Below are 19695 nucleotides of genomic sequence, written 5' to 3'. Positions count from 1 at the left end.
CGAAAACTGGGCGGGGGACTCGCGCTTGCGAGAGTATGGGCGGCGATCCATGAGAAGAAGGGGATCTCGTGAAGATAACGGTGATCGGGTGCGGCTACGTCGGGCTGGTTACGGGCGCCTGCCTGGCGGACAGCGGCAACGACGTCGTCTGCGTCGATATCGACCAGTCGAAAGTGGAACGGCTCTTAGCGGGGGAGGTCCCGATCTATGAGCCCGGACTGACGGAGCTCATCGAGCGCAATCGGGAGATGGGATGCATCGACTTCACGACCGATACGCGACGCGGCGTCGAGCATGGCGACGTCATCTTCATCGCTGTCGCGACGCCCATGAGCCAAAGTGGCGAGGCCAACCTGTCCTACGTCTATTCCGTGGCCGAGGACATCGGGTCGTACCTGGACCGCTACAAGGTGGTGGTCGACAAGTCCACCGTGCCGGTCGGTACAGCCGACGAGGTACGGGCGATCGTCGCGAAGAAGGCCAAGCACGAATTCGACGTCGTATCCAATCCCGAATTTTTGAAGGAGGGCACGGCGATCGCGGACTTCATGAAGCCCGACCGTGTGGTGATCGGCAGCGACTCCAAGCGCGCCCTCGACATCATGCATGAGGTCTACGAGCCGTTTCTGCGGACGTTCAATCCCCTGATCACGATGGACATCAGGAGCGCCGAGATGACGAAGTATGCGGCGAACTGCTTCCTTGCGACCAAGATTTCATTCATCAACGAGATCTCGAATCTGTGCGAGAAGGCCGGCGCCGACATTTCGGCGGTGCGGGAGGCCATCGGGGCCGACCGGCGCATCCGGTACGAATTCCTCTTTCCCGGGGTGGGCTACGGTGGCTCGTGCTTGCCGAAAGACGTTCAGGCGCTTATCCATACGGCCGCCAGCATGGGGTTGGACACGCGTCTGTTGCGTGCGGTCGACGAGGTCAACAGCGGCCAGAAATCCGCCCTGGTGGCCAAGATCTTGACCCATTTCGGGGGCCAATCGCCTGCCACGACGCTGGACGGCCTCCGGTTCGCGCTGTGGGGTCTGAGCTTCAAGCCGCAGACCGACGACATGCGCGAGGCCCCCTCGGTCGTCATCGCGAGCAGGCTGGTTGAGCTCGGGGCGACGGTGCGGGCCTATGATCCCGAGGCGACCGTGCAGGCGCAAAAGGAGCTTGGGGATTCCATCGAGTACGCCGCTAACATGTATGAGGCCGCCGAGGGCGCCGATGCGCTGCTCCTCGTCACCGAGTGGAAGCAGTTCCAGCGGCCGTCATGGCAGCGCCTCAAGTCGACGATGCGAGGTTTCGTTGTGTTCGATGGCCGAAACATCTATGACCCAAAGCGGCTGCGGGCCGAGGGGTTCGAGTACTACGGCATGGGCCGACACTGACTGAGGAGAAACGAAACTGATGAGAGCCCTCGTCGCGGGCGCCGCCGGCTTCCTGGGATCCCACCTGTGCGACCGTCTTCGCCGGGACGGCGTCGAGGTTGTGGGGCTGGACAACTTCTATACCGGCAGTCGCGACAACATCAGCCACCTGCAGGGTGACCCGGGCTTTAGTTTTGTAGAACACGACATCACCCGGCCGATCGATGCGGCCGCGGCGGGCGAGCTGGACGTCATCTTCAATATGGCCTGCCCAGCGTCGCCGCTGACGTATCAGCGCGATCCTTTGTTCACCCTGGAGACGAACTACGGCGGGATGAAGAATCTCCTGGAACTGGCGCGCGCGAAGGAAGCGACCATACTTCAGTCCTCCACCAGCGAGGTTTACGGGGATCCCAGCGTCCATCCCCAGGTCGAAAGCTATTGGGGCAACGTCAATTGCTTCGGCCCCCGGAGTTGTTACGACGAGGGCAAGCGGGTCGCGGAGACGTTGATGCTCGAGTACGCCCGCCGTTACGGGGTCCGAATCAAAGTGGTCCGCATCTTCAACACCTACGGTCCGCGGATGGATCCCGCGGACGGCCGCATCGTCGCCACCTTCATCACCCAGGCGCTGGCGGGTGAACCGATCACCGTGTTCGGGGATGGCAGCCAAACCCGTTCCTTCTGCTACGTCGACGACCTCATCGACGGGCTCGTGCGGATGGCCGCCAGCGACCCCTCGTTCGTCGGGCCCGTCAACCTTGGCAGCACGGCCGAATTCACCGCCGGGCAGGCCGCCACCCTCATCAAGGAAATGACCGGGTCGACCTCGCCCACCGTTTACAAGCCCCTGCCTCCGGACGACCCGAAACAGCGCCAACCGGACATCAGCCTGGCCGAGGCCAAGCTGGGCTGGCGCCCCCAAGTCCCGTTCGAGCAGGGCGTCGCGCGAACTATCGAATACTTCAAGCCCAGAACCACCCCGAGGACCGGACCGTGACAACGACGCCGCCAATCATCTTCATCGTCTTCAACCGGCCGGACACGACGCGGCAGGTGTTCGAGACGATCCGAGCCGCAAAGCCCGAGAAGCTGCTGGTGGTTGCCGACGGGCCCCGCGCGAATAGGCCCGGCGAGGCAGAGAAGTGCGCCGCCACACGGGCAATCGTCGATGAAGTCGACTGGGACTGCGAAGTCCAGAAAAATTTCTCCGAGACCAACCTGGGGTGCCGGTTGCGCGTCTCTTCCGGGATCACCTGGGCCTTCGACCAAGTGGACAAGGCGATAATCCTCGAGGACGACTGCGTGGCCTCGACTTCGTTCTTCCAGTACTGCGCCGAACTCCTCGACCGCTACGAGAGCGACGAGCGCATCATGATGATCTCCGGGGACAATCATCTATTCGGTCGCGCGGCGACGTCGGATAGCTACTACTTCTCGAGATATCCACACGTGTGGGGGTGGGCCACCTGGAGGCGGGCCTGGGCGAAGTATGACCTCAACATGACTCGCTGGCCGGAGATCAGGGACAGGAGGCTCTTTGACCAGTATCTTCCGAGGCGCAGTGAGCGTTACCACTGGGAGTCGGTCTTTCAAAGCGTCTACGACGGCAACATCGATACCTGGGACTACCAGTGGGTCTACAGCGTATGGGCAAATTCGGGCCTTTGCTGTGCCCCTGCCCGAAATCTAGTGCGCAACATTGGCTTTCACGACGCGGCGACGCATACAACTGGCGATACCATCTACTCTTCGCTGGCTGCCGAGGAACTGGAATGGCCCCTCACCCATCCGGCGATCGCGCTCGCGAACTCCGACGTGGATGAACTCGAAGCGAAACTCCGTGTTGCGCAGTCAGATACCTCGCCGTTTCGGTTCAATACCGCGGCGTCCGCCGTCAAGCTGCTCGCCAAGAGGGCGACTAAGGGCCGGCGGAAACGTTAGCCGGCTCTTCATGATCGCGCGAGCGTGGGCTTGTCGATCCATGGCTTGCCCTCGCACTCCAGTGCCGTGATGTCGGCGTCCACCATGAGCCTCGCAAGATCGCCGGTGTGAACGGACGCCGTCCAACCAAGCGTTTCGGCGGCCTTTGACGCGTCGCCGATCAGCGCGTCCACCTCCGTGGGTCGCAGATAGCGCTCGTCGAACTTGATGTGCTTCTCCCAGTCCAGTCCGGCGTGCTCGAATGCCGCCTGGGCGAACTCGCGCACGGTGTAGCCGCGTCCCGTCGCGAGGACGAAGTCCTCCGGCTCGGGGGCCTGAAGCATCCGCCACATGCCTTCGACATACTCGGGCGCGTATCCCCAGTCGCGGACCGCGTCCAAGTTGCCCATGAACAGCTCGGACTGAACACCCGCCTTGATGCGCGCCACGGCCCGGGTGATCTTTCGGGTCACGAATGTTTCCCCGCGCCTTGGGGATTCGTGGTTGAACAGGATGCCGTTGACCGCGAACAATCCGTACGCTTCCCGGTAATTGCGGGTCGCCCAGTACGAGTAGACCTTCGCCGCACCGTAGGGCGAACGCGGATAGAACGGCGTCAGCTCGTTCTGGGGTGGCGGCGACGCGCCGAACATCTCCGACGAGGACGCCTGGTAGAACCGGCAGTGCACCCTCGAGAGCCGGACGGCTTCGAGCAGCCGCATGGATCCCATGCCGGTCGTGTCGCCGGTGTGCACGGGCTCGTCAAAGCTAACCCGTACGTGCGACTGAGCCGCGAGGTTGTACACCTCGTCCGGTTCGATGGTGCTGAGCAAGGTAACCAAGCGGGTTCCGTCGATGAGGTCCCCATAGTGCAAGAACAAGCGCGCATCCGGGTCGTGCGGATCAACGTAGAGATGATCGATCCGCGACGTGTTGAACGTGGAGGCTCGGCGTATCAGTCCGTGGACCTCATAGCCCTTGCTGAGCAACAGTTCGGCGAGGTAGGAGCCATCCTGCCCCGTGATTCCCGTTATCAGCGCTCGCTTCACCAATTTCTCACCCCTGTCATGCAGCCCTACCACCCTGCATTGCCGTCGCTTCATAGTAGAGGTCGCACGCAGCGCAAGTTGGTGCTACAGCTGGCAAAACGGGCGCCGAACGACGGCCGGGTTGGCTACATTGTGGATACGGTCGACCGCTAGGCGCACCGGTCGCTGGCCGCGGCGGCGGCGACTGCCCGCTTCGTACTTGGCCGATATGCGGTGGATTTTTGGGAGGGTGGGCATGTCCGTGCAGTGCCGAATTTGCGGTTCCGCTGCCAGGACGGCGTTCGAGCACGAGGTGCTTGGCAAGCACGAGTGCCGCTACTACTACTGCGCCAACTGTGGCGGACTGCAGACGGAAGAGCCCTACTGGCTGGAAGAAGCCTATGACAGCCCCGTGGCGTCCGCGGACACGGGAATTCTGGTCCGCAACCTCGACCTGGCACGGGTGACGTCGCTGGTCTTGTTTTTCCTGTTTGACCACCGGGGTCGGTTCCTGGACGCGGCCGGGGGCTACGGCATTTTCACCCGCCTGATGCGCGACATCGGCTTCGACTACTACTGGGCGGACAAATACAGCCCCAACCTGGTCGCCAGGGGATTCGAAGTGGGCGAGGCCGGGGACCGGCCGTACACGGCGGTTACAGCCTTCGAAGTCATGGAGCATCTCCCGGACCCGGTGGCCTTTGTGGATGAGATCCTCAAGAGCACGGGTACCGATACGGTCATCTTTTCGACGGAGCTGTTCGCCGGCGATCCGCCCGCTCCTGATGACTGGTGGTATTACTGCTTCCCTACGGGGCAGCACATCAGCTTCTACCAAAAACGAACGCTGGAGCTCATCGGAAAGCGCTTCGGCATGCACCTGTACAGCTCGGGAACGTTCCACATCTGGACGCGCGCGAAAATCAACCCGGTGGCCCTGCGTTTCCTCATGTCGCCACGCGTTTCGGGCCTGCTCGGTTGGTTGCCGCGGCGCGCTCTTGCTTCCCGAGTCTGGGCCGATCACGAGCGGCTGATCGCGGCCGTCAAGGGCTAGAGTCGCATCACGTCGCGATAGATCCGTGCGGTTGCGGCCGCGCAGTGATCCCACGAAAACTCGGCCAGTCGGGCGTGGCCGCGCGCCCGCAGATCCGCCTGCAGTTCGTCGGTCGTCACAACGCGCTCGAGAGTTAACCGCAGGTCCTCGACGCTGTTTGGATCGAAATAGGCTCCGGCGTCCCCTACCACTTCCGGGATGGGTCCCGCGTCGCTGCACACGACCGGGCATCCATAGCTCATGGCTTCCAGCGGAGGAATCCCGAATCCCTCGTACTTGGACGGATAGATGAACGCGCTGGCCGACTGGTAGCGCGTGACGAGCTCACGATCTGATCCGGACTCGTACCGCACCCTGTCCGTAACACCGAGTCGCTCGATCTCTTCGAGCTCGTCAGGCTGCAAAGGCTGTCCGCCGAAAGCTACGAGGTCGAACTCCCGCAATATCGGAGAGCTACCGAAGGCTTGCAGCAGAGATTTGAAATTCTTGTAGCCGTAGCGATTTCCCACATAGAGAAGGAAGGGCCGGCCCGTGTGCTCGTGCTCGGCGGGCGCGTCAGCGTCGACCGAATAACCCAGGTAGACAACGCTCGTGCGTGCCGGGTCGACGTCGAAGAGACGTATGAGATCTCGTCGTGTGTTTTCGGAAATGCAGATGACGTGGTCGGCGCGGTTGATCGCGGCTCGCTTGGCCGCGGTTGCTTGCGCGGCGTCGGGAAATTCGTCGGGGAACAGCTCGTGGATCATGTCGTACACGGTCACGACGCGGCGCCGTGCCCTACCGATGGGCTTGATGGCGTAATAGGTCTCGTGGACGATGTCCGGATTCGCCTTCCGCAATGCGATCGGCACGGCGAACCGGTTGACAGCGCCGATGACACGCGAAGTGTCTTTGAAGGTATACGGCACATACTTGCCCCGCGTGAAGGGACGGGCGGAATCCGCCGTCAGATAGTTGTTGACGTGTAGCGGGGCGACGATGGACACCTCCGGCACGCCGTGGGCAGGCAAGCGCCGGGCTAACTCGAAGAAGTAACGTGAGACGCCGCCATATCGCTGGAACGAGAAGATCTGATGGTCGAAAACGACTTTCACCGGCGCTCGCTCAAAGCCCACTCGGCCTCCACCATTGCCTTGACGACGTCTGGCATGCGATAGGTCGGCGACCAGCCGAGGACTTCCCGTGCCCGTGATGCATCGCCGAGCCCTTCTGCGATATCCGTGGGGCGCATCAGCGCCTTCGAAAGGTCCGTATGCTCGCGCCAGTCCAGCCCGACCTGCGCGAACGCAGTCTTTGCAAACTCGCCCAGTGTGTGGCTCTCGCCCGTGGCGATCACGAAGTCGGAGCCGCTGGACTGCTGCAGCATGCGCCACATCGCGTCGACGTACTCGGGGGCCCAGCCCCAGTCTCGTTTGATTTCGACGTTGCCCAGCGTGAGACGCGAGCGCGCGCCCCGCGCGATGCGGACCGCCGCCGCGACGATCTTCTTCGTCACGAAACGTTCCGGACGCAAAGGGGATTCGTGGTTGAACAGCACGCCGGTGCTCGCGTGCAATCCGTACGCGTCGCGGTAGTTGGCAACGAGCCAGTGCGCCGTCGCCTTCGCCACAGCGTAGGGGCTGCGCGGACGAAACGGCGTTTCCTCGTTCGCCGCGCGACCCCCCGTATCGCCAAAGCACTCGCTCGACCCGGCGTTATAGAAGCGGATGGGGGTGTCGAGAAACCGTATCGCTTCAAGCAGATTCAGCGTCCCCGCGGCGATACTTTCGAGCGTTTCCACGGGCTGCTCGAACGACAGGCCGACCGAACTTTGGCCCGCCATGTTGTAGACCTCTTGCGGCTCGGTCCTGCGCAGCACGTTCAGGACGCTGCGAAAATCATTAACTGCCATGGACTCCAGGCGAACGCGATCCCGGATGCCCAGACCCGCGAGATTCGCGAATCCACCGATCTGCGCGTCGCGTGAGGTTCCCCACACCTCGTAGCCCTTGTCGAGCAGCAGGCGCGCCAGGTAGGCACCATCCTGGCCTGAGATGCCGCAGATGAGCGCCCTCATGCCGCCGCCCCTCCTAGTTTCCTGGCGCGAATACCCGTGAGCACGGCGTATGCGCACGTGAAGCCGCCATCGGCCCCTATTGAACCATCCATGGCGCGCGCAGAAGCTTGGATGACCCTCGGCGAGGCGGTGCAACAGGGGAGCGCACTCCCGCGGGAAGATACGGTTCGCCGACATGTTCGATGCCGCAGTCGCTGTGGCGGTGCGCACATCGTGGGCCAAACGAACGAATTCGCCAGTTACGCCACGGGATACGCGACAGCACGGTAGCGTCCTCAATGATGTGGGCCTTACTGGTGGTAGCCGGCTTGGGGATGGCGATCGACCCCGTGCGGCTGGGGCTTGCCGTCGTGATGTTGTCCCGACGGCGACCCATGCTGAATCTGTTCGCGTTCTGGCTGGGCGGCATCCTGTCGGGCGTCGCCATCGCAACAATTGTGCTGCTAGGGATGCGTGACGTCGCGTTGGCGGCCATCCGAGCCGCCTCATCCGCCATCGCAGAGGTCAGAGCAGCGGTCATCATCTTCTCCGGCCCGCGCCTCATGATCACCGTGGGCGTGCTCTCACTGGTGATCTTGGCGGTCATGTTGGCCCGCGAACGGGCGGCCGCCCGGGTCGCGGTGGGGCAGCCAACCGAGACAACCGTGGGCGGCGGCAACACGGCGGTCCTGGTGGAGGACGAGCGCCCCAAGAGCCTGTTCGGCCGGCTCGGCGCGCGGACCCAGGCGATGCTGAGCGGCGATGCGCTCTGGCCGGCGTTCGTGGTCGGCGCCGCATCGACTTTTCCCCCCTACGAGGGCGTGATTTTGCTGACCTTCATCATGGCGTCGGGGACGGGCATCTTCACGCAGTTCTCCGTCTTCATCGTGTTCACGTTCATGGTGCTCGCGGTCATCGAGATTCCCCTGGTCAGTTACTTGGTCAGGCCTGACAAGACCTTGGCGCTCATGCTGAAGATGCAGGCCTGGCTGCTGACCTACCGCATGAAGATCGCCCAAGCCGTGCTGGGTATTGGGGGGGTCATGTGGGTGACCCAGGGTGTTGCCGCTCTCTGACAGCGCTACCGAGGGCGTCACATCGGTGAATCCCGATCAGGCTGACGATCCGCCGCCAAACCCGCGGGTCTCGGTGTGCGTGCCGATGTACAACAACGGCGCCACGATCGAGCGCTGCCTGCGCAGCATCCTGGACCAGGACGGTGTCGACTTCGAGATCATCGTGGTCGACGACGACTCCTCGGACGACGGCGCCGCCGTCGCCGCCGCGATGCTGCGGCCCGGGGACCGGCTGGTCAAGAACCAGCCCCGCCTCGGCCTCAACGGGAACCACAACAAATGCCTGGAGCTCGCGCGCGGCACGTGCGTCCAGTTCGTGCACGGCGACGACTGGCTGCTTCCCGGCGCCCTGGCGACGCTCGCGGCGTGCTTCGAGGACCCGGCCGTCGGGCTGGCGTTCGCCCCCCGGCAGGTGGTCGGCGACGACGAGCGGTGGCAGCGCCGATACGGCAAGATGCACACACACTTCCGTAACCTCCGAGAACGCAACGACGGAGCCGCGCTGGTGCGTCAGGTCGCGCTGCGCGGCGCGAAGGAAAACTGGGTGGGCGAACCGACGTGCGTGATGTTTCGGCGTCAACTGGCACTCGATGCCGGGGGCCTGCGCACCGACATCTACCAGCTCGTCGACGTGGATTTCTGGTTGCGCCTGATGCTGCGATCGACGGTTTGCTTTGTGCCGCGGGAACTGTCGGTGCGCAGTCACATGAAGGGCACCGAAACGACGCATCTGATGGCGTCGCGCGGCTACGTGCTCGATCAGCTGCGCATCCTCGCCTGGCTCGCGGTCGATCCGGCGTCTTCCCGTTCGATCCGGATCCTCGCGCGACTGTGGTGGTTTCCCGCGTGGCTGGCGCTCGTCGTGGAGATCGCGACCTTCGGGCCGCAGCGGGCATTACATCTGAAAACCTTGGCGCGGGCGCCTTTCCGCGAGTTTCCGGATGCGCGAAAGCTAGCCGTGGATCTCGGCGGCCAGGCCGAATTCGTCGAACGTGCGTGAGACGTCCTCGCGCAGCGCGGCTTGGGAGTTCGCCCGGCCGGCCAGGTAGGCGTTGACCGCGAGGAAGATTTTTCCGCGCACCCGCCCCGACGCGACGAACAGTTGCCCGCCCATGCGTTCGAGGGCGCGCTGGTTGATGCCCGGCTCGATCAGCCGCCCGAAGGCGTAGTCGGCTTCGGTCCCGTCCGCGCGGTTCGCCGCCGGGGGCAGGTCCCCGACGTTGGAGCACCCGATGGGGAGGCTGGCGGCGCCCAATCCCATTCCCGCCGCCCGCCGCGCGGCCCATTTGGGGGCCAGCGAGGCCAGCGGCAGCGGCCCCAGCAGTTCCCCGGTGATTTCGGTGAGGTCGGCGAACGCTTGCTTGAACTTGAGGCGGACCTCCCCGAGGTCGGACGACAGGCGCGCCGGGTCGACCGAAATGGTGGGGAATACCACCGCGTTGCCGCGGGTGTCGTCCTCGGTGCGGTCGCTGACCGGGAACGCCAGCGTGACCGTCCCGTCGTCGCAGACGCGCCCCATTCGCACGCCGAGCCGGCCCGCGAATGCCGCGATAAGCGTGAAGCTGTTGCCGCCAATGTCTTTCGCGCACGCATCCCAGGCCGCCACGTCGAGATAGGCCGTCAGATAGGGCACCACGACGGGCCGCTCGTGGGCGGCCCGGCGCGGCGAAGGAGGCGGCGACGTCACCGAGGCGACGACGTCCTTGCGCCGGCGCCGGGCGATGCGCGTCGTGGCCGCCACCGCCCGCGCCAGCTCGGGAACCGACGCGATCGTTTGCCGAGCGTCCTGTAGCGCGGCCCGCCCGCGGGTGCGCGAACCGCGATTGGGGTAGCCGAGGTGGCGGGTTCGTCCCTCCGCCGCGTCGGAGATCGCCTGCAGGATCCCAAGCCCGTCGACGAGGGTGTGCGACGTCGTCAGGCAAACCGCGGTCCCGCCGTCATCGAGGGGGAGCACCCCGAGGTGCCAGCCGGGCCCGTATTCGGGATCCAGGGGCAGGCACGCCCGCTCGTGAAGCCAGGCGTTCAGATCCGCACGGGAGCGCGGTGTTTCGGCGACCTCGATGTCGGCGGGTCCGCGGGAGACCACCCAGCGGTCCCGCGCGAACGGCAGCGGCGACGGTTCGACCAGCCGCCCCAGCAACCCGTAGCCGAGATTTCGGTGGAAGCGGCGCAATCTGTCGATGTTTGCGGGCCGGTCGTAAATCCAGCCGAACTGCACGTGCGCCCCGTAGCCAAGCGCCCGCAGACCGAGGAAAGACGCCTGGTCCATGTGTGCGAGTCGATTGTCCACCGCGTACACGGTAGTTTATTTGCCAGCAGGGGCGGAGCGGTTTGCGCGCGGGGGTCATCGGGGGCGGCCGGGCGGCCGTGCGCTTGTAACCTGGCCGTTCCGGGCCGGAAACGCTTTCGACGAAGGTAGTGTGTTGTCCGTGGTTCAGTCATCTATACCCGCTGTGCTGCGCGAACGCGCGAGCTTGCAGCCCAACGACGTAGCGTTCACATACCTTGACTACGAGCAGGATTGGGACGGCGTCGCGCAGACCCTGACATGGTCGCAGCTGTACAAGCGCGTGCTCAACCTGGGCGAGCAACTCAAGGCCAGCGGGTCGCCCGGCGACCGGGCCCTCATCCTCGCCCCCAATGGACTCGACTACGTCCTGGGCTTTCTCGGCACCCTGCAGGCCGGACTGGTCGCGGTTCCGCTCTCGGTTCCCTATGGCGGTGCGCACGACGAACGGACCATCTCGGTGCTGGCCGACACCTCGCCCGCGGTCGTCCTCACCACGTCCGCGGTCGTCGACAACGTCGCCGCGTCGGTGCAGTCACAGCAGGGTCCATCCGCGCCCTCGATCGTCGAACTCGATTTGCTGGACCTCGAGTCGCGGCAGCGGCCCACCGGCCCGAGGCCCCGGCCCGCCGTCAGCGACGGGTCGGACTTCATCTACCTGCAGTACACCTCCGGATCCACCCGTACGCCCGCCGGGGTGATGGTCTCCAGCAACAACGTCTTCGCCAACTTCGAGCAGATCATGAGCGACTTCTTCGCTCCCGAGGGCGGGGTGGCGCCCCCCGGCATGACGGTGGTGACCTGGCTGCCGCTCTACCACGACATGGGTCTGCTGTTGGGCATCATCATGCCGATCCTGGCGGGGGTGCCGACGCTGCTGTCCAGCCCGGTGGGGTTCCTGCAGAGGCCGGCCCGCTGGATGCACATGATGGCCCAGAACGACTGCACGATCTCGGCGGGACCGAACTTCGCCTACGAGCTCGCGGTGCGCAAGACCTCCAACGACGACATGGCCGGGCACGACCTCGGCAGCGTGCACACGATCCTCAACGGCAGCGAGCGCGTGCAGCCCGCGACCCTCAAGCGATTCACGGACCGGTTCGCCCCCTTCAACTTCGACCCCCGGGCGCTGCGGCCCTGCTACGGCATGGCGGAGGCCACGGTGTACATGTCGACCCGCCAGGTGGGCGACCCGCCCGAGATCGGTTATTTCGATTCCGAGAAGCTGCCCGGCGGCGAGGCGGTGCGGTGCGAAAGCGGAAGCGGCACACCGCTGGTCAGCTACGGCGACCCCAAATCGATGCTGCACCGCATCGTCGACCCCGACACCGGTCGCGAGTGCCCGGAGGGGACGGTCGGCGAGATCTGGGTGCACGGCGACAATGTCGCCGCCGGCTATTGGCAGAAGCCCGAAGAGACGGCGCGCACCTTCGGCGCGAAGATCGTCGAGCCGACGCAGGGCACACCCGAAGGCCCCTGGCTACGAACGGGCGACTCGGGCTTCTTCTCCAGCGGCGAGATGTTCATCATCGGCCGGATCAAGGATCTGCTGATCGTCTACGGGCGCAACCATTCTCCCGACGACATCGAGGCGACCATCCAGGAGATCACCGCGGGACGGTGCGCCGCCATCGCGGTTCCCGACAAGGGCGTCGAGAAGCTGGTCGCGATCATCGAGATGAAGAAGCGCGGCTCCTCCGAGGAGGAGGCCGCGGACAAGCTGCGCGGCGTCAAACGCGAAGTCACGTCCGCGATTTCGAAGTCTCACGGGCTCAAGGTGGCGGATCTCGTTCTCGTGTCACCGGGTTCGATTCCCATCACCACCAGCGGCAAGATCAGACGATCGCAGTGCGTCGAGCTCTACCGGCAGGACGAGTTCGTCCGGTTGGACGGCTAAGAGCGGGATCGCCCGTTGCCGTTGGTGGGCTGCTGCCCCGGGGTGCCCGTCCCGAACAGCGGCAGCGGATTGCCGAGGTCGTCGTCCGCTGATTGCTCGCTGTGGCCGTTGCCGTTCGAATGCCCGTTTCCGTTGGCGCCGACGGTGATCGGCCGGGGCGCCAGGAAGTCCTGGCCGAACAGCGGCAGCGGGTGGCCGAGATACCGATCGCTCTTGCGCTTGCCGTTGCCGTTGGCGGGCGGGGCGGATCCCAACCCGGGATCGCGCAGATCGTCGGTCAGGTGACTCGGCAGGCCGCTGAGGTCGAACAGCGGGAGTGCGTGGTTGGAAAGCCGTTGTCTCTTAGACCGTTTCCCGTTCTTGGCGGCCGCGGCGCCCGACGTCGGCTTGGCGGCGGGCCGCGATCGACGCGACTTGGTGCGCGGCTTGTGCCCGGGGGGAACGAGTTTCAGCCGAACGAGTAGGTCGTCGGGAATCCACGGCTGCGCGGCCCCGTTCGTCGCTGGGGCAGCGGCCGCCGGCGCCAGGGCGCCCGTACTGGGAATCACCTTCATCTTGACCAGTTGATCGGTCAACTGGTTGAGCTGATGCTGCTTCTTCTGGTGGGCCGCATAAACCTGGGCGGGGGTCTTGCCGAGATGTGAAGGCCACCAGTTCTTTTGGCCGATCAGCGCGGCCATGGCCGGCACTGTGATCGAGCGCACCAGGAACGTGTCGATCAGAATGCCCATGCCGAGGATGAAGCCGGCCTCGGCCATCGTGTAGATGCTGGCGCTCATCAACCCGAACATCGAGGCCGCGAAGATCAGGCCCGCCGACGTGATCACGCCGCCGGTCGAACCCACGGTGCGGATGACGCCGACCCGAACGCCGTGCGGTGACTCGTCGCGGATGCGCGAGATGAGCAGCATGTTGTAGTCCGCGCCGACCGCGACGAGCAGGATGAAGGACAGCCCGGGCAGGCTCCAGTGCAGGTTCTGCCCGAGCAGCAGCTGGAACACCAGGACGCCCAAACCCATTGCGGACAGGTAGGAAAGCAGCACCGAACCGATGAGGTACAGCGGCGCAACGACCGCACGCAACAGGCCGACCAGGATCAGGAACACGATCATGATCGTGGCGAAGACGATGTAGCCGATGTCGTTGTTGTAATAGTTACGCGTGTCGGCAAGCCCGCTCGGCACACCGGCCACCTGCACTGTGGCGTCCGACAGTTCGGTGTTGGGCTGCGCCGACTGCGCGGCCTTGATGATCTTCGGGATCTGATCCATGGCGTCGGTGGAGAACGGGTTGAGCCCGCTCTGGATCAGGTACCGCGCCGCGTGCCCGTCGGGGGACAGGAAGATCGCGGCGCCCTGCTTGAACTCGTCCCTGGTCAGGATCTGCGGCGGGATGTTGAACCCGGACATCGACGGCTTGTTGTCGGTGTCGTGCTTCATGCTCAGCAGGAATTGCGACGCCTCGTTGAGGCCGCTGCCGATCTGTCGGGTCGAATCGACGAGTTGTTTCACCCCACCGGCGATCGCGCGGCTGCCGTCGGCAAGCGCGTTGGCGCCCTGTTGCGCCTGGCTCATCGTGGACTGCAGGTCCCTGATCGTCTTCATGGCGGCGGAGGCCTGGGAAAGCGTTTGCTGGGCCGTGTTCAACGTCTGCCCGACCGTTTGCGCTTTCCCAGCCGCTTGCAGGTTGCGGGCCATGATCTTGATCGAGTTGAGGGTGCCGTCGTTGTTTGCCTGCACCATCGCGGCCAAACCGGACCGCGAGCTCACGCAGCCCGGGTCGGCGTTGCAGTCCGGGCTGTTGTTGAGGGCATTCAACATCGGCGCGGCCCACGCGGCGATGTTCTCGGTGCTCACGGTGGACATGTTGAGGTTGTCGCCGAGCGTCTTCATCCGCCCGGTGAGGGCGGCGCCCTGATCGAGCGCGGCGATGGTGCTATCGCCGCCCGCCATCTGCTCCATCGCCGTCAGCGCCGAGACCGCCGGGCCGAGGCTGGTGACTGCGCCGGTGACCTGATCGCGCAGCATCGCCAGGGCGTCGGCCAACTGATTGGAGCCGTTGACCAGCCTGTCCAGATCGCTCCCGTGCTCGTTGATCTGGCGGGATCCGTCGTCGAGCTTGTTGCCGACCTCACCGGCCTGGAACGAGATCTTGGTCTGCTCCAGCGGTTCGCCGTTGGGCCGGGTCAGCCCCCGCACCATCGTGATGTCGGGCAGCTGGCTCACCCGGGCGGCCATCTGCTCCAGGTCCGCCAGGGCGGCCGGCGTCCTCAGGTCGTGGGAGGGCGACTTGATGAACAGCACCATGGGTGTCAGCGCGTTCGCCGGGAAATGGCGATTCATCACGTCATATCCCTTGGAGCTGTCCACGGACGCGGGCATCGTCTTGAGGTCGTCGTAGTTGAACCGCATCACGGCCGTGCAACTGGCCAGACCGATGAGCACGATCAGGCTCCCGACCAGGTGGATGCGGGGCCGGCGCACGACGCGGGTGCCCATGATCCGCCACATCCGGGTGGTGAGGTCGCGCCGGGGCTTGATCCAGCCACGGCGTCCGGCGAGCACCAACAGGGCGGGCAACAGGGTGACCGCACACAGGAACGCCACGATGACCGAGATCGAAATCGCCGGACCGACAGTCGAAAACACTTCCAGCTTGGTGAAGACCATCGCGAGGAACGCGACCGCGACGGTGGCCGCCGACGCGGCAATCACCTTGCCGATCGACATCAGCGCCATCTTCACCGATTCGTCGGACGTGTGGCCTTTCCGCACATAGTCGTGATATCGGCTGATCAGAAAGACGGCGTAGTCCGTTCCCGCCCCGACCATCACGGCGGTCATCAGGACGAGGGTCTGCAGGGCGAACGGCAGGCCGATCTCGCTCAGCCCGGACAGGACGCCCTGGGATGTTCCGATGGACGCACCGATGTTGATCAGCGGCACCAACATGGTGATGATGTTGCGGTAGATCAGGAAAAGGATGCCCAGCACCGAAACCACGGTGCCGATCTCAATGAAATGCGCGTCTTCCAGCGCCATTTCGGTCGCGTCGGCGATCGTGGCCAGCGGCCCACTGACGTGAGCCTTCAGGGAGGTTCCCGCGGTGACCTCTTTCGCGATTTCTTTGACGTGGTGGTAGCCCGCGATCGTCGACGGCGCGGTGCCGGCGCCGGGGAACGAGATCGGCAGGATGAAGGCCTTGCCGTCCTTGCTCGCCAGGACCTCGCGCATCTGGGGGTTGGTCAGGAAGTCCTGGACCGTCATCTTGTCGGTCTTGTCCTGGCGCAGCTTGTCCACCAGCCTGGCGTAGACGGCCTCGTCGGCGGGTGTGATGCCGTTCTCGTCGCTGAGCAGGATCATCAGCAGGGAACCGCCGCCGCCCAGCGGATTGTCGCCGCCCCCGTCCCCGGCCGCATCCGGCGCCTTCTTGGCGTCTCCGCCGGCCTTGGGCGCGCCGGGCATCGCGAAGGCCTTGGCCATCTCCTGGTTGACCACCACCGTCGGGGCGTTGTCCGGGAGGGCCTTCGGCTCGCGTTTGCTGGCCTGTACCGGCAACGGCGGAAAGACCAGTGCCAGGGTGACCGCCACCCCGATCCAGCCCACGATGACAAGCAGGGGCCACCGCACGACGATGTCGCCTATGCGGTCGAAGATTCCCCCAGGCTTGGCTGCCTCGCCCGTGCCAGTCCGGCTCGACACCCAACCACCCTACAATCCAGCGCACACTCGCGCGGGCTAATCAAGATCTAAACGTTGACCGTGACATTGCTGTAATCTTGGCGGTGAACGCGCAGGTCAGGGCCGCAATTGCCGGTCGCGAAGTCCTCAAGGCGGCTATTCGCCGTGTGGCGCCGCGGATCCGTGCAACACTCTCCCCGTGGCTCTCAAATACCGCCTGCAATCCAACCCGCTCGTCGGCAAGCTCACCACGAAGTACTTTCTGCCCCTTGGCACCCGCCAGGTCGGCGACGACGTGGTCTTCTTCAACTTCGGCTACGAAGAGGATCCCCCGATGGGGCTGCCGTTGGCGGCATCCGACGAACCCAACCGGTACTGCATCCAGCTCTATCACGTGACCGCTTCGCAGACCGATCTCACCGGCAAGAAGGTGCTGGAGGTCAGTTGCGGGGCCGGCGGGGGCGCCTCCTACATCGTGCGAAACCTGGGCCCGGCCTCCTACACCGGCCTGGATCTGAACCCCGCCAGCATCGACAAGTGCCGGGAACGGCACCAGCTGCCGGGCCTGGATTTCGTGCAGGGCGACGCCGAGAACCTGCCCTTCCCGGACGGCTCCTTCGACGCGGTGGTCAACGTGGAGGCCTCCCACCAGTACCCCCACTTCTCCCGTTTTCTCGAGGAGGTGGCGCGCGTGCTGCGGCCCGGGGGGCATTTCCTGTACACCGATTCCCGCCGGGCGCCCGTCGTCGGCGAGTGGGAGGCGGCGCTGGCCGCCGCGCCGCTGCGGAAGGTCTCCGAACGGGACATCGACGCCGAGGCCAAGCGCGGGCTGGACGCCAACACGCGGCGCACCCAGCAGCAGATCAGCGACCGCCTGCCCGGATTCATGAACTCCCTGATCCGTTACGGCGTCGGGGTGATGGACTGGGATCTGCGCCGCGCCGGGGGCTTCTCCTACCGCGTGTATCACTTCGTCAAGGATTAATGGGCTCGACTCCGTCATGAAGTTTGCGTTGGTGAGCTACGGGACTCGCGGCGATATCGAGCCGTGCGCCGCCGTCGGTCGGGAGCTGCAGCGCCGGGGGCACGACGTGCGGGTTGCGGTGCCGCCCAACCTGATCGGCTTCGTCGAGTCGGCCGGGCTGCCCGCCGTCGCCTACGGGCAGCGGGATTCCCAGCAGCAGCTGGACAAGGACTTCCTGCACAACTCGTGGAAGTTCCAGAACCCGGTCAAGTTGGCGCGCGAGGCCATGGAACCGGTCCGGGCGGGCTACGAAGAACTGGGCGCCGCGCTCAAGGCGCTCGCCGACGGGGTGGACCTGCTGCTGACCGGCCAGCTCTATCAGGAAGTCGCGGCGAACGTCGCGGAGCGCTACGGCATTCCGTTGGCCGCGTTGCACTTCTACCCGATGCGGCCCAACGGCCAAGTGGCGTTTCCCGCGCGATTGCCCGCGCCGCTGGTGCGCTCGACGATGAAAACCCTCGACTGGATGTACTGGCGGTTCACCCGGGGCGCCGAGGACGCGCAGCGCCGGGACCTGGGCCTACCGAACGCCACTTGCCCTGCGCCGCAACGCATGTCACAACTCGGCGCGCTGGAGATCCAGGCCTACGACGAACTTTGCTTTCCCGGGCTGGCGGCGGAATGGAATGGCAAGCGGCCCTTTGTGGGTTCGCTGACACTGGAGTTGGCCGCGGACACCGACGATGAGGTCGCGTCGTGGATCGCCGCGGGAAGGCCACCGATCTACTTCGGTTTTGGCAGCACCCCGGTCAGTTCCCCCGCCGAGACCGTGGCCATGATCGCCGACACCTGCGCCGAGTTGGGCGAACGGGCCCTGATCTATTCGGGCGCCGAGGGTTCCGACGCCGCGCCGCATGGTGACCACGTCAAACTCGTCGGCCATGTCAACTACAGCACCATCCTGCCCATGTGCCGGGCGGCCGTTCACCACGGCGGGGCCGGCACGACAGCGGCGAGCCTGCGAGCCGGGCTCCCGACGTTGATTCTGTGGGACGTGGCCGACCAGTTCATCTGGGCGACCCAGGTCAAACGGCTGAAAGTCGGCTCCGCCAAGAAACTTTCGAACATCACCCGCAAATCGTTGGTCAGGCAGCTGCGCAAGATCCTCGCGCCGGACTGCGTGGCCCGGGCCCGCGAGATCGCCCCGGAGATGTGCAAACCCGCCGTCGGCGTGGTCACCGCCGCCGACCTCCTCGAACAGACCGTCCGCGTCGGCGTCTGAAACCGCCCGCGCCGCTAGGGCTGTCGGCTGGCGGCCGCGTCGCGCTGGACGAGCGGGTAAGACTTGTACCACTTGCGGTGGTGCGCCGCCCCCATCTCGCGCAGAATACCCATGGTCGCGAGCCAGCCGTGCGTCTTGCGCAAGCCCTGAATCATCGCCCGGCTGGAGCCCCAGTGGTACTTCAGACCGCCGAAGTGGACCTTGGCCGTCCTGCGCCCGAAATGGTGAACGTAGGCCATTTCCGTTGTGTACACGCCGAATCCGGCCTTCCGTGCCCGCAGCGCGAGGTCCAGGTCCAGCCCCCAGCCGTAGCGGCCGAAGGTGTCGAGGTCCATTCCCCCGACCGCGTCCCAGCATTCCCGGGACATCACCAGCGCCGTTCCCTCGATGGCGGGCACCACCCGGTACTGCGGCCGCGGAACGTAGCTCGCGGCGTCCGGTATCCCCTCGACCACCGCATAGGGGAACCCGATGTTGAACAGCGGTCCCACCATCCCGACATCCGCGGGCAGGCGCGGGTCGAGCAGGGCGGCGACGAATCCCCGAGAGAGCCGGGTGTCGTTGTTGAGCGTCATCGCGTGGGAGTAGCCCTCCGCGAACGCGGTTCGGAACCCGAACTCGCTCCCCCCGGCCCATCCGAGGTTCTTGCCCGGCGTGGCGACTCGTTCGTTGCCGATCTTCGGGTAGTCGCCGCGATTGTCGACGATCAGATAGTCGGCGCCCTCGCGCTCCAAATCGGCTATGAGCGCGTGTGTGTACTCGTGCTGCCCGAAAACCGGCACCGTGATCAGTAGGGACACACCGGGAGCGTACCCCGAGCCGCGCGGCCCCGCGGGACGTTCTGGCATCAGTCGAAACCCCCGCCTCGGGCGGCTTTTTCCAGCAGATCGGCGGCGCCGGCGACGCTCTCGGCGGGCTTGGTCATCCGCGCGGCGATGTCACGCGCCCGGCTGACATGGTCGGGCGAGAGGACCGACCTGAGGTCGGCGACCAGCGTTTTGCGGGTAGTGCTCGAGAAGCGGCGGGCCGAGCCGACTTTCAGCTGTTTGATCTGGGCCGCCCAGAGCGGCTGATCGGAGGTGATCCAGAGGATCAGCGTGGGGAC

General features: G+C 65.3%; 15 protein-coding genes and 1 pseudogene. 9 read left to right on the top strand and 7 right to left on the bottom strand.

Going from position 1 to position 19695, the window contains the following annotated elements:
* Window positions 1-68 precede the first annotated feature (68 nt).
* The 3 genes from A9X00_RS01645 to A9X00_RS01635 are packed head-to-tail and all read left to right on the top strand — an operon-like array spanning window position 69 to window position 3308.
* The gene (locus tag A9X00_RS01645) at window positions 69-1385 is read left to right on the top strand and encodes a UDP-glucose/GDP-mannose dehydrogenase family protein (protein WP_067148290.1); all 1317 of its coding nucleotides are present in this window, start codon (window positions 69-71) and stop codon (window positions 1383-1385) included.
* A gap of 19 nt (window positions 1386-1404) precedes the next feature.
* Window positions 1405-2364 (top strand): UDP-glucuronic acid decarboxylase family protein, encoded by a 960-nt coding sequence (locus A9X00_RS01640; RefSeq protein ID WP_067148287.1) that lies wholly within the window; start codon window positions 1405-1407, stop codon window positions 2362-2364.
* Complete coding sequence (locus tag A9X00_RS01635; protein ID WP_232006644.1) at window positions 2361-3308, top strand: methyltransferase type 11; 948 nt, start codon at window positions 2361-2363, stop codon at window positions 3306-3308. The genes A9X00_RS01640 and A9X00_RS01635 overlap by 4 nt, the downstream gene beginning before the upstream one ends.
* Before the next feature lie 8 nt (window positions 3309-3316).
* Here A9X00_RS01635 and gmd read toward each other — a convergent pair whose 3' ends face one another.
* Window positions 3317-4336, bottom strand: coding sequence for a GDP-mannose 4,6-dehydratase (gene gmd, locus A9X00_RS01630; RefSeq protein ID WP_067148284.1), 1020 nt, complete (start codon window positions 4334-4336; stop codon window positions 3317-3319).
* Window positions 4337-4571: 235 nt separating this feature from the next.
* Here gmd and A9X00_RS01625 point away from each other — a divergent pair, with 235 nt between their 5' ends.
* The gene (locus tag A9X00_RS01625) at window positions 4572-5369 is read left to right on the top strand and encodes a class I SAM-dependent methyltransferase (protein ID WP_067148343.1); all 798 of its coding nucleotides are present in this window, start codon (window positions 4572-4574) and stop codon (window positions 5367-5369) included.
* Here the strand turns inward: A9X00_RS01625 and A9X00_RS01620 are convergent.
* Complete coding sequence (locus A9X00_RS01620) at window positions 5366-6484, bottom strand: glycosyltransferase family 1 protein (protein WP_232006643.1); 1119 nt, start codon at window positions 6482-6484, stop codon at window positions 5366-5368. The genes A9X00_RS01625 and A9X00_RS01620 overlap by 4 nt on opposite strands.
* A complete protein-coding gene (locus A9X00_RS01615) occupies window positions 6460-7425 on the bottom strand; it encodes a GDP-mannose 4,6-dehydratase (protein WP_082974630.1) in 966 nt (321 codons plus the stop codon). Before A9X00_RS01615 ends, A9X00_RS01620 begins: the two co-directional genes overlap by 25 nt.
* A gap of 278 nt (window positions 7426-7703) precedes the next feature.
* Here A9X00_RS01615 and A9X00_RS01610 point away from each other — a divergent pair, with 278 nt between their 5' ends.
* Together A9X00_RS01610 and A9X00_RS01605 are read left to right on the top strand one after the other, a co-directional pair.
* The gene (locus tag A9X00_RS01610; RefSeq protein ID WP_369830701.1) at window positions 7704-8480 is read left to right on the top strand and encodes a GAP family protein; all 777 of its coding nucleotides are present in this window, start codon (window positions 7704-7706) and stop codon (window positions 8478-8480) included.
* Between the two features lie 25 nt (window positions 8481-8505).
* On the top strand, window positions 8506-9480 hold the full coding sequence (locus A9X00_RS01605; RefSeq protein ID WP_067148275.1) for a glycosyltransferase: 975 nt from the start codon (window positions 8506-8508) through the stop codon (window positions 9478-9480).
* Here A9X00_RS01605 and A9X00_RS01600 read toward each other — a convergent pair.
* The gene (locus A9X00_RS01600; RefSeq protein WP_067148273.1) at window positions 9433-10749 is read right to left on the bottom strand and encodes a hypothetical protein; all 1317 of its coding nucleotides are present in this window, start codon (window positions 10747-10749) and stop codon (window positions 9433-9435) included. The genes A9X00_RS01605 and A9X00_RS01600 overlap by 48 nt on opposite strands.
* A gap of 160 nt (window positions 10750-10909) precedes the next feature.
* Here A9X00_RS01600 and A9X00_RS01595 point away from each other — a divergent pair, with 160 nt between their 5' ends.
* Window positions 10910-12664 carry an AMP-binding protein gene (locus A9X00_RS01595; protein WP_067148338.1) on the top strand — a complete coding sequence of 585 codons (1755 nt, stop codon included), beginning with the start codon at window positions 10910-10912 and terminating at the stop codon, window positions 12662-12664.
* Here A9X00_RS01595 and A9X00_RS01590 read toward each other — a convergent pair.
* Window positions 12661-16365 carry an RND family transporter gene (locus tag A9X00_RS01590; RefSeq protein WP_082974629.1) on the bottom strand — a complete coding sequence of 1235 codons (3705 nt, stop codon included), beginning with the start codon at window positions 16363-16365 and terminating at the stop codon, window positions 12661-12663. The two genes, A9X00_RS01595 and A9X00_RS01590, sit on opposite strands and share 4 nt — an antisense overlap.
* 178 nt (window positions 16366-16543) lie before the next feature.
* Between A9X00_RS01590 and A9X00_RS01585 the strand changes: the two genes are divergently transcribed.
* Together A9X00_RS01585 and A9X00_RS01580 are read left to right on the top strand one after the other, a co-directional pair.
* The gene (locus tag A9X00_RS01585) at window positions 16544-17329 is read left to right on the top strand and encodes a phthiotriol/phenolphthiotriol dimycocerosates methyltransferase (protein WP_082974628.1); all 786 of its coding nucleotides are present in this window, start codon (window positions 16544-16546) and stop codon (window positions 17327-17329) included.
* Between the two features lie 16 nt (window positions 17330-17345).
* Entirely contained in the window at window positions 17346-18590 is a 1245-nt protein-coding gene (locus tag A9X00_RS01580) for a glycosyltransferase (protein WP_067148266.1), read from the top strand.
* 14 nt (window positions 18591-18604) lie between these two features.
* Here A9X00_RS01580 and A9X00_RS01575 read toward each other — a convergent pair whose 3' ends face one another.
* Window positions 18605-19438: a glycosyltransferase family 2 protein gene (locus tag A9X00_RS01575; protein ID WP_067148263.1), complete on the bottom strand. Its 834-nt coding sequence runs from the start codon at window positions 19436-19438 to the stop codon at window positions 18605-18607.
* A pseudogene (locus A9X00_RS31090) lies at window positions 19438-19695 on the bottom strand (glycosyl transferase); the annotation flags it as partial. The pseudogene A9X00_RS31090 and the gene A9X00_RS01575, both read right to left, overlap by 1 nt.

Source organism: Mycobacterium sp. 1245805.9 (assembly GCF_001672915.1).
In the GTDB taxonomy this organism is placed as follows: domain Bacteria; phylum Actinomycetota; class Actinomycetes; order Mycobacteriales; family Mycobacteriaceae; genus Mycobacterium.
The sequence above is the reverse complement of the archived record's forward strand: the minus strand, read 5'-3'. Positions and strand labels throughout refer to the sequence as shown.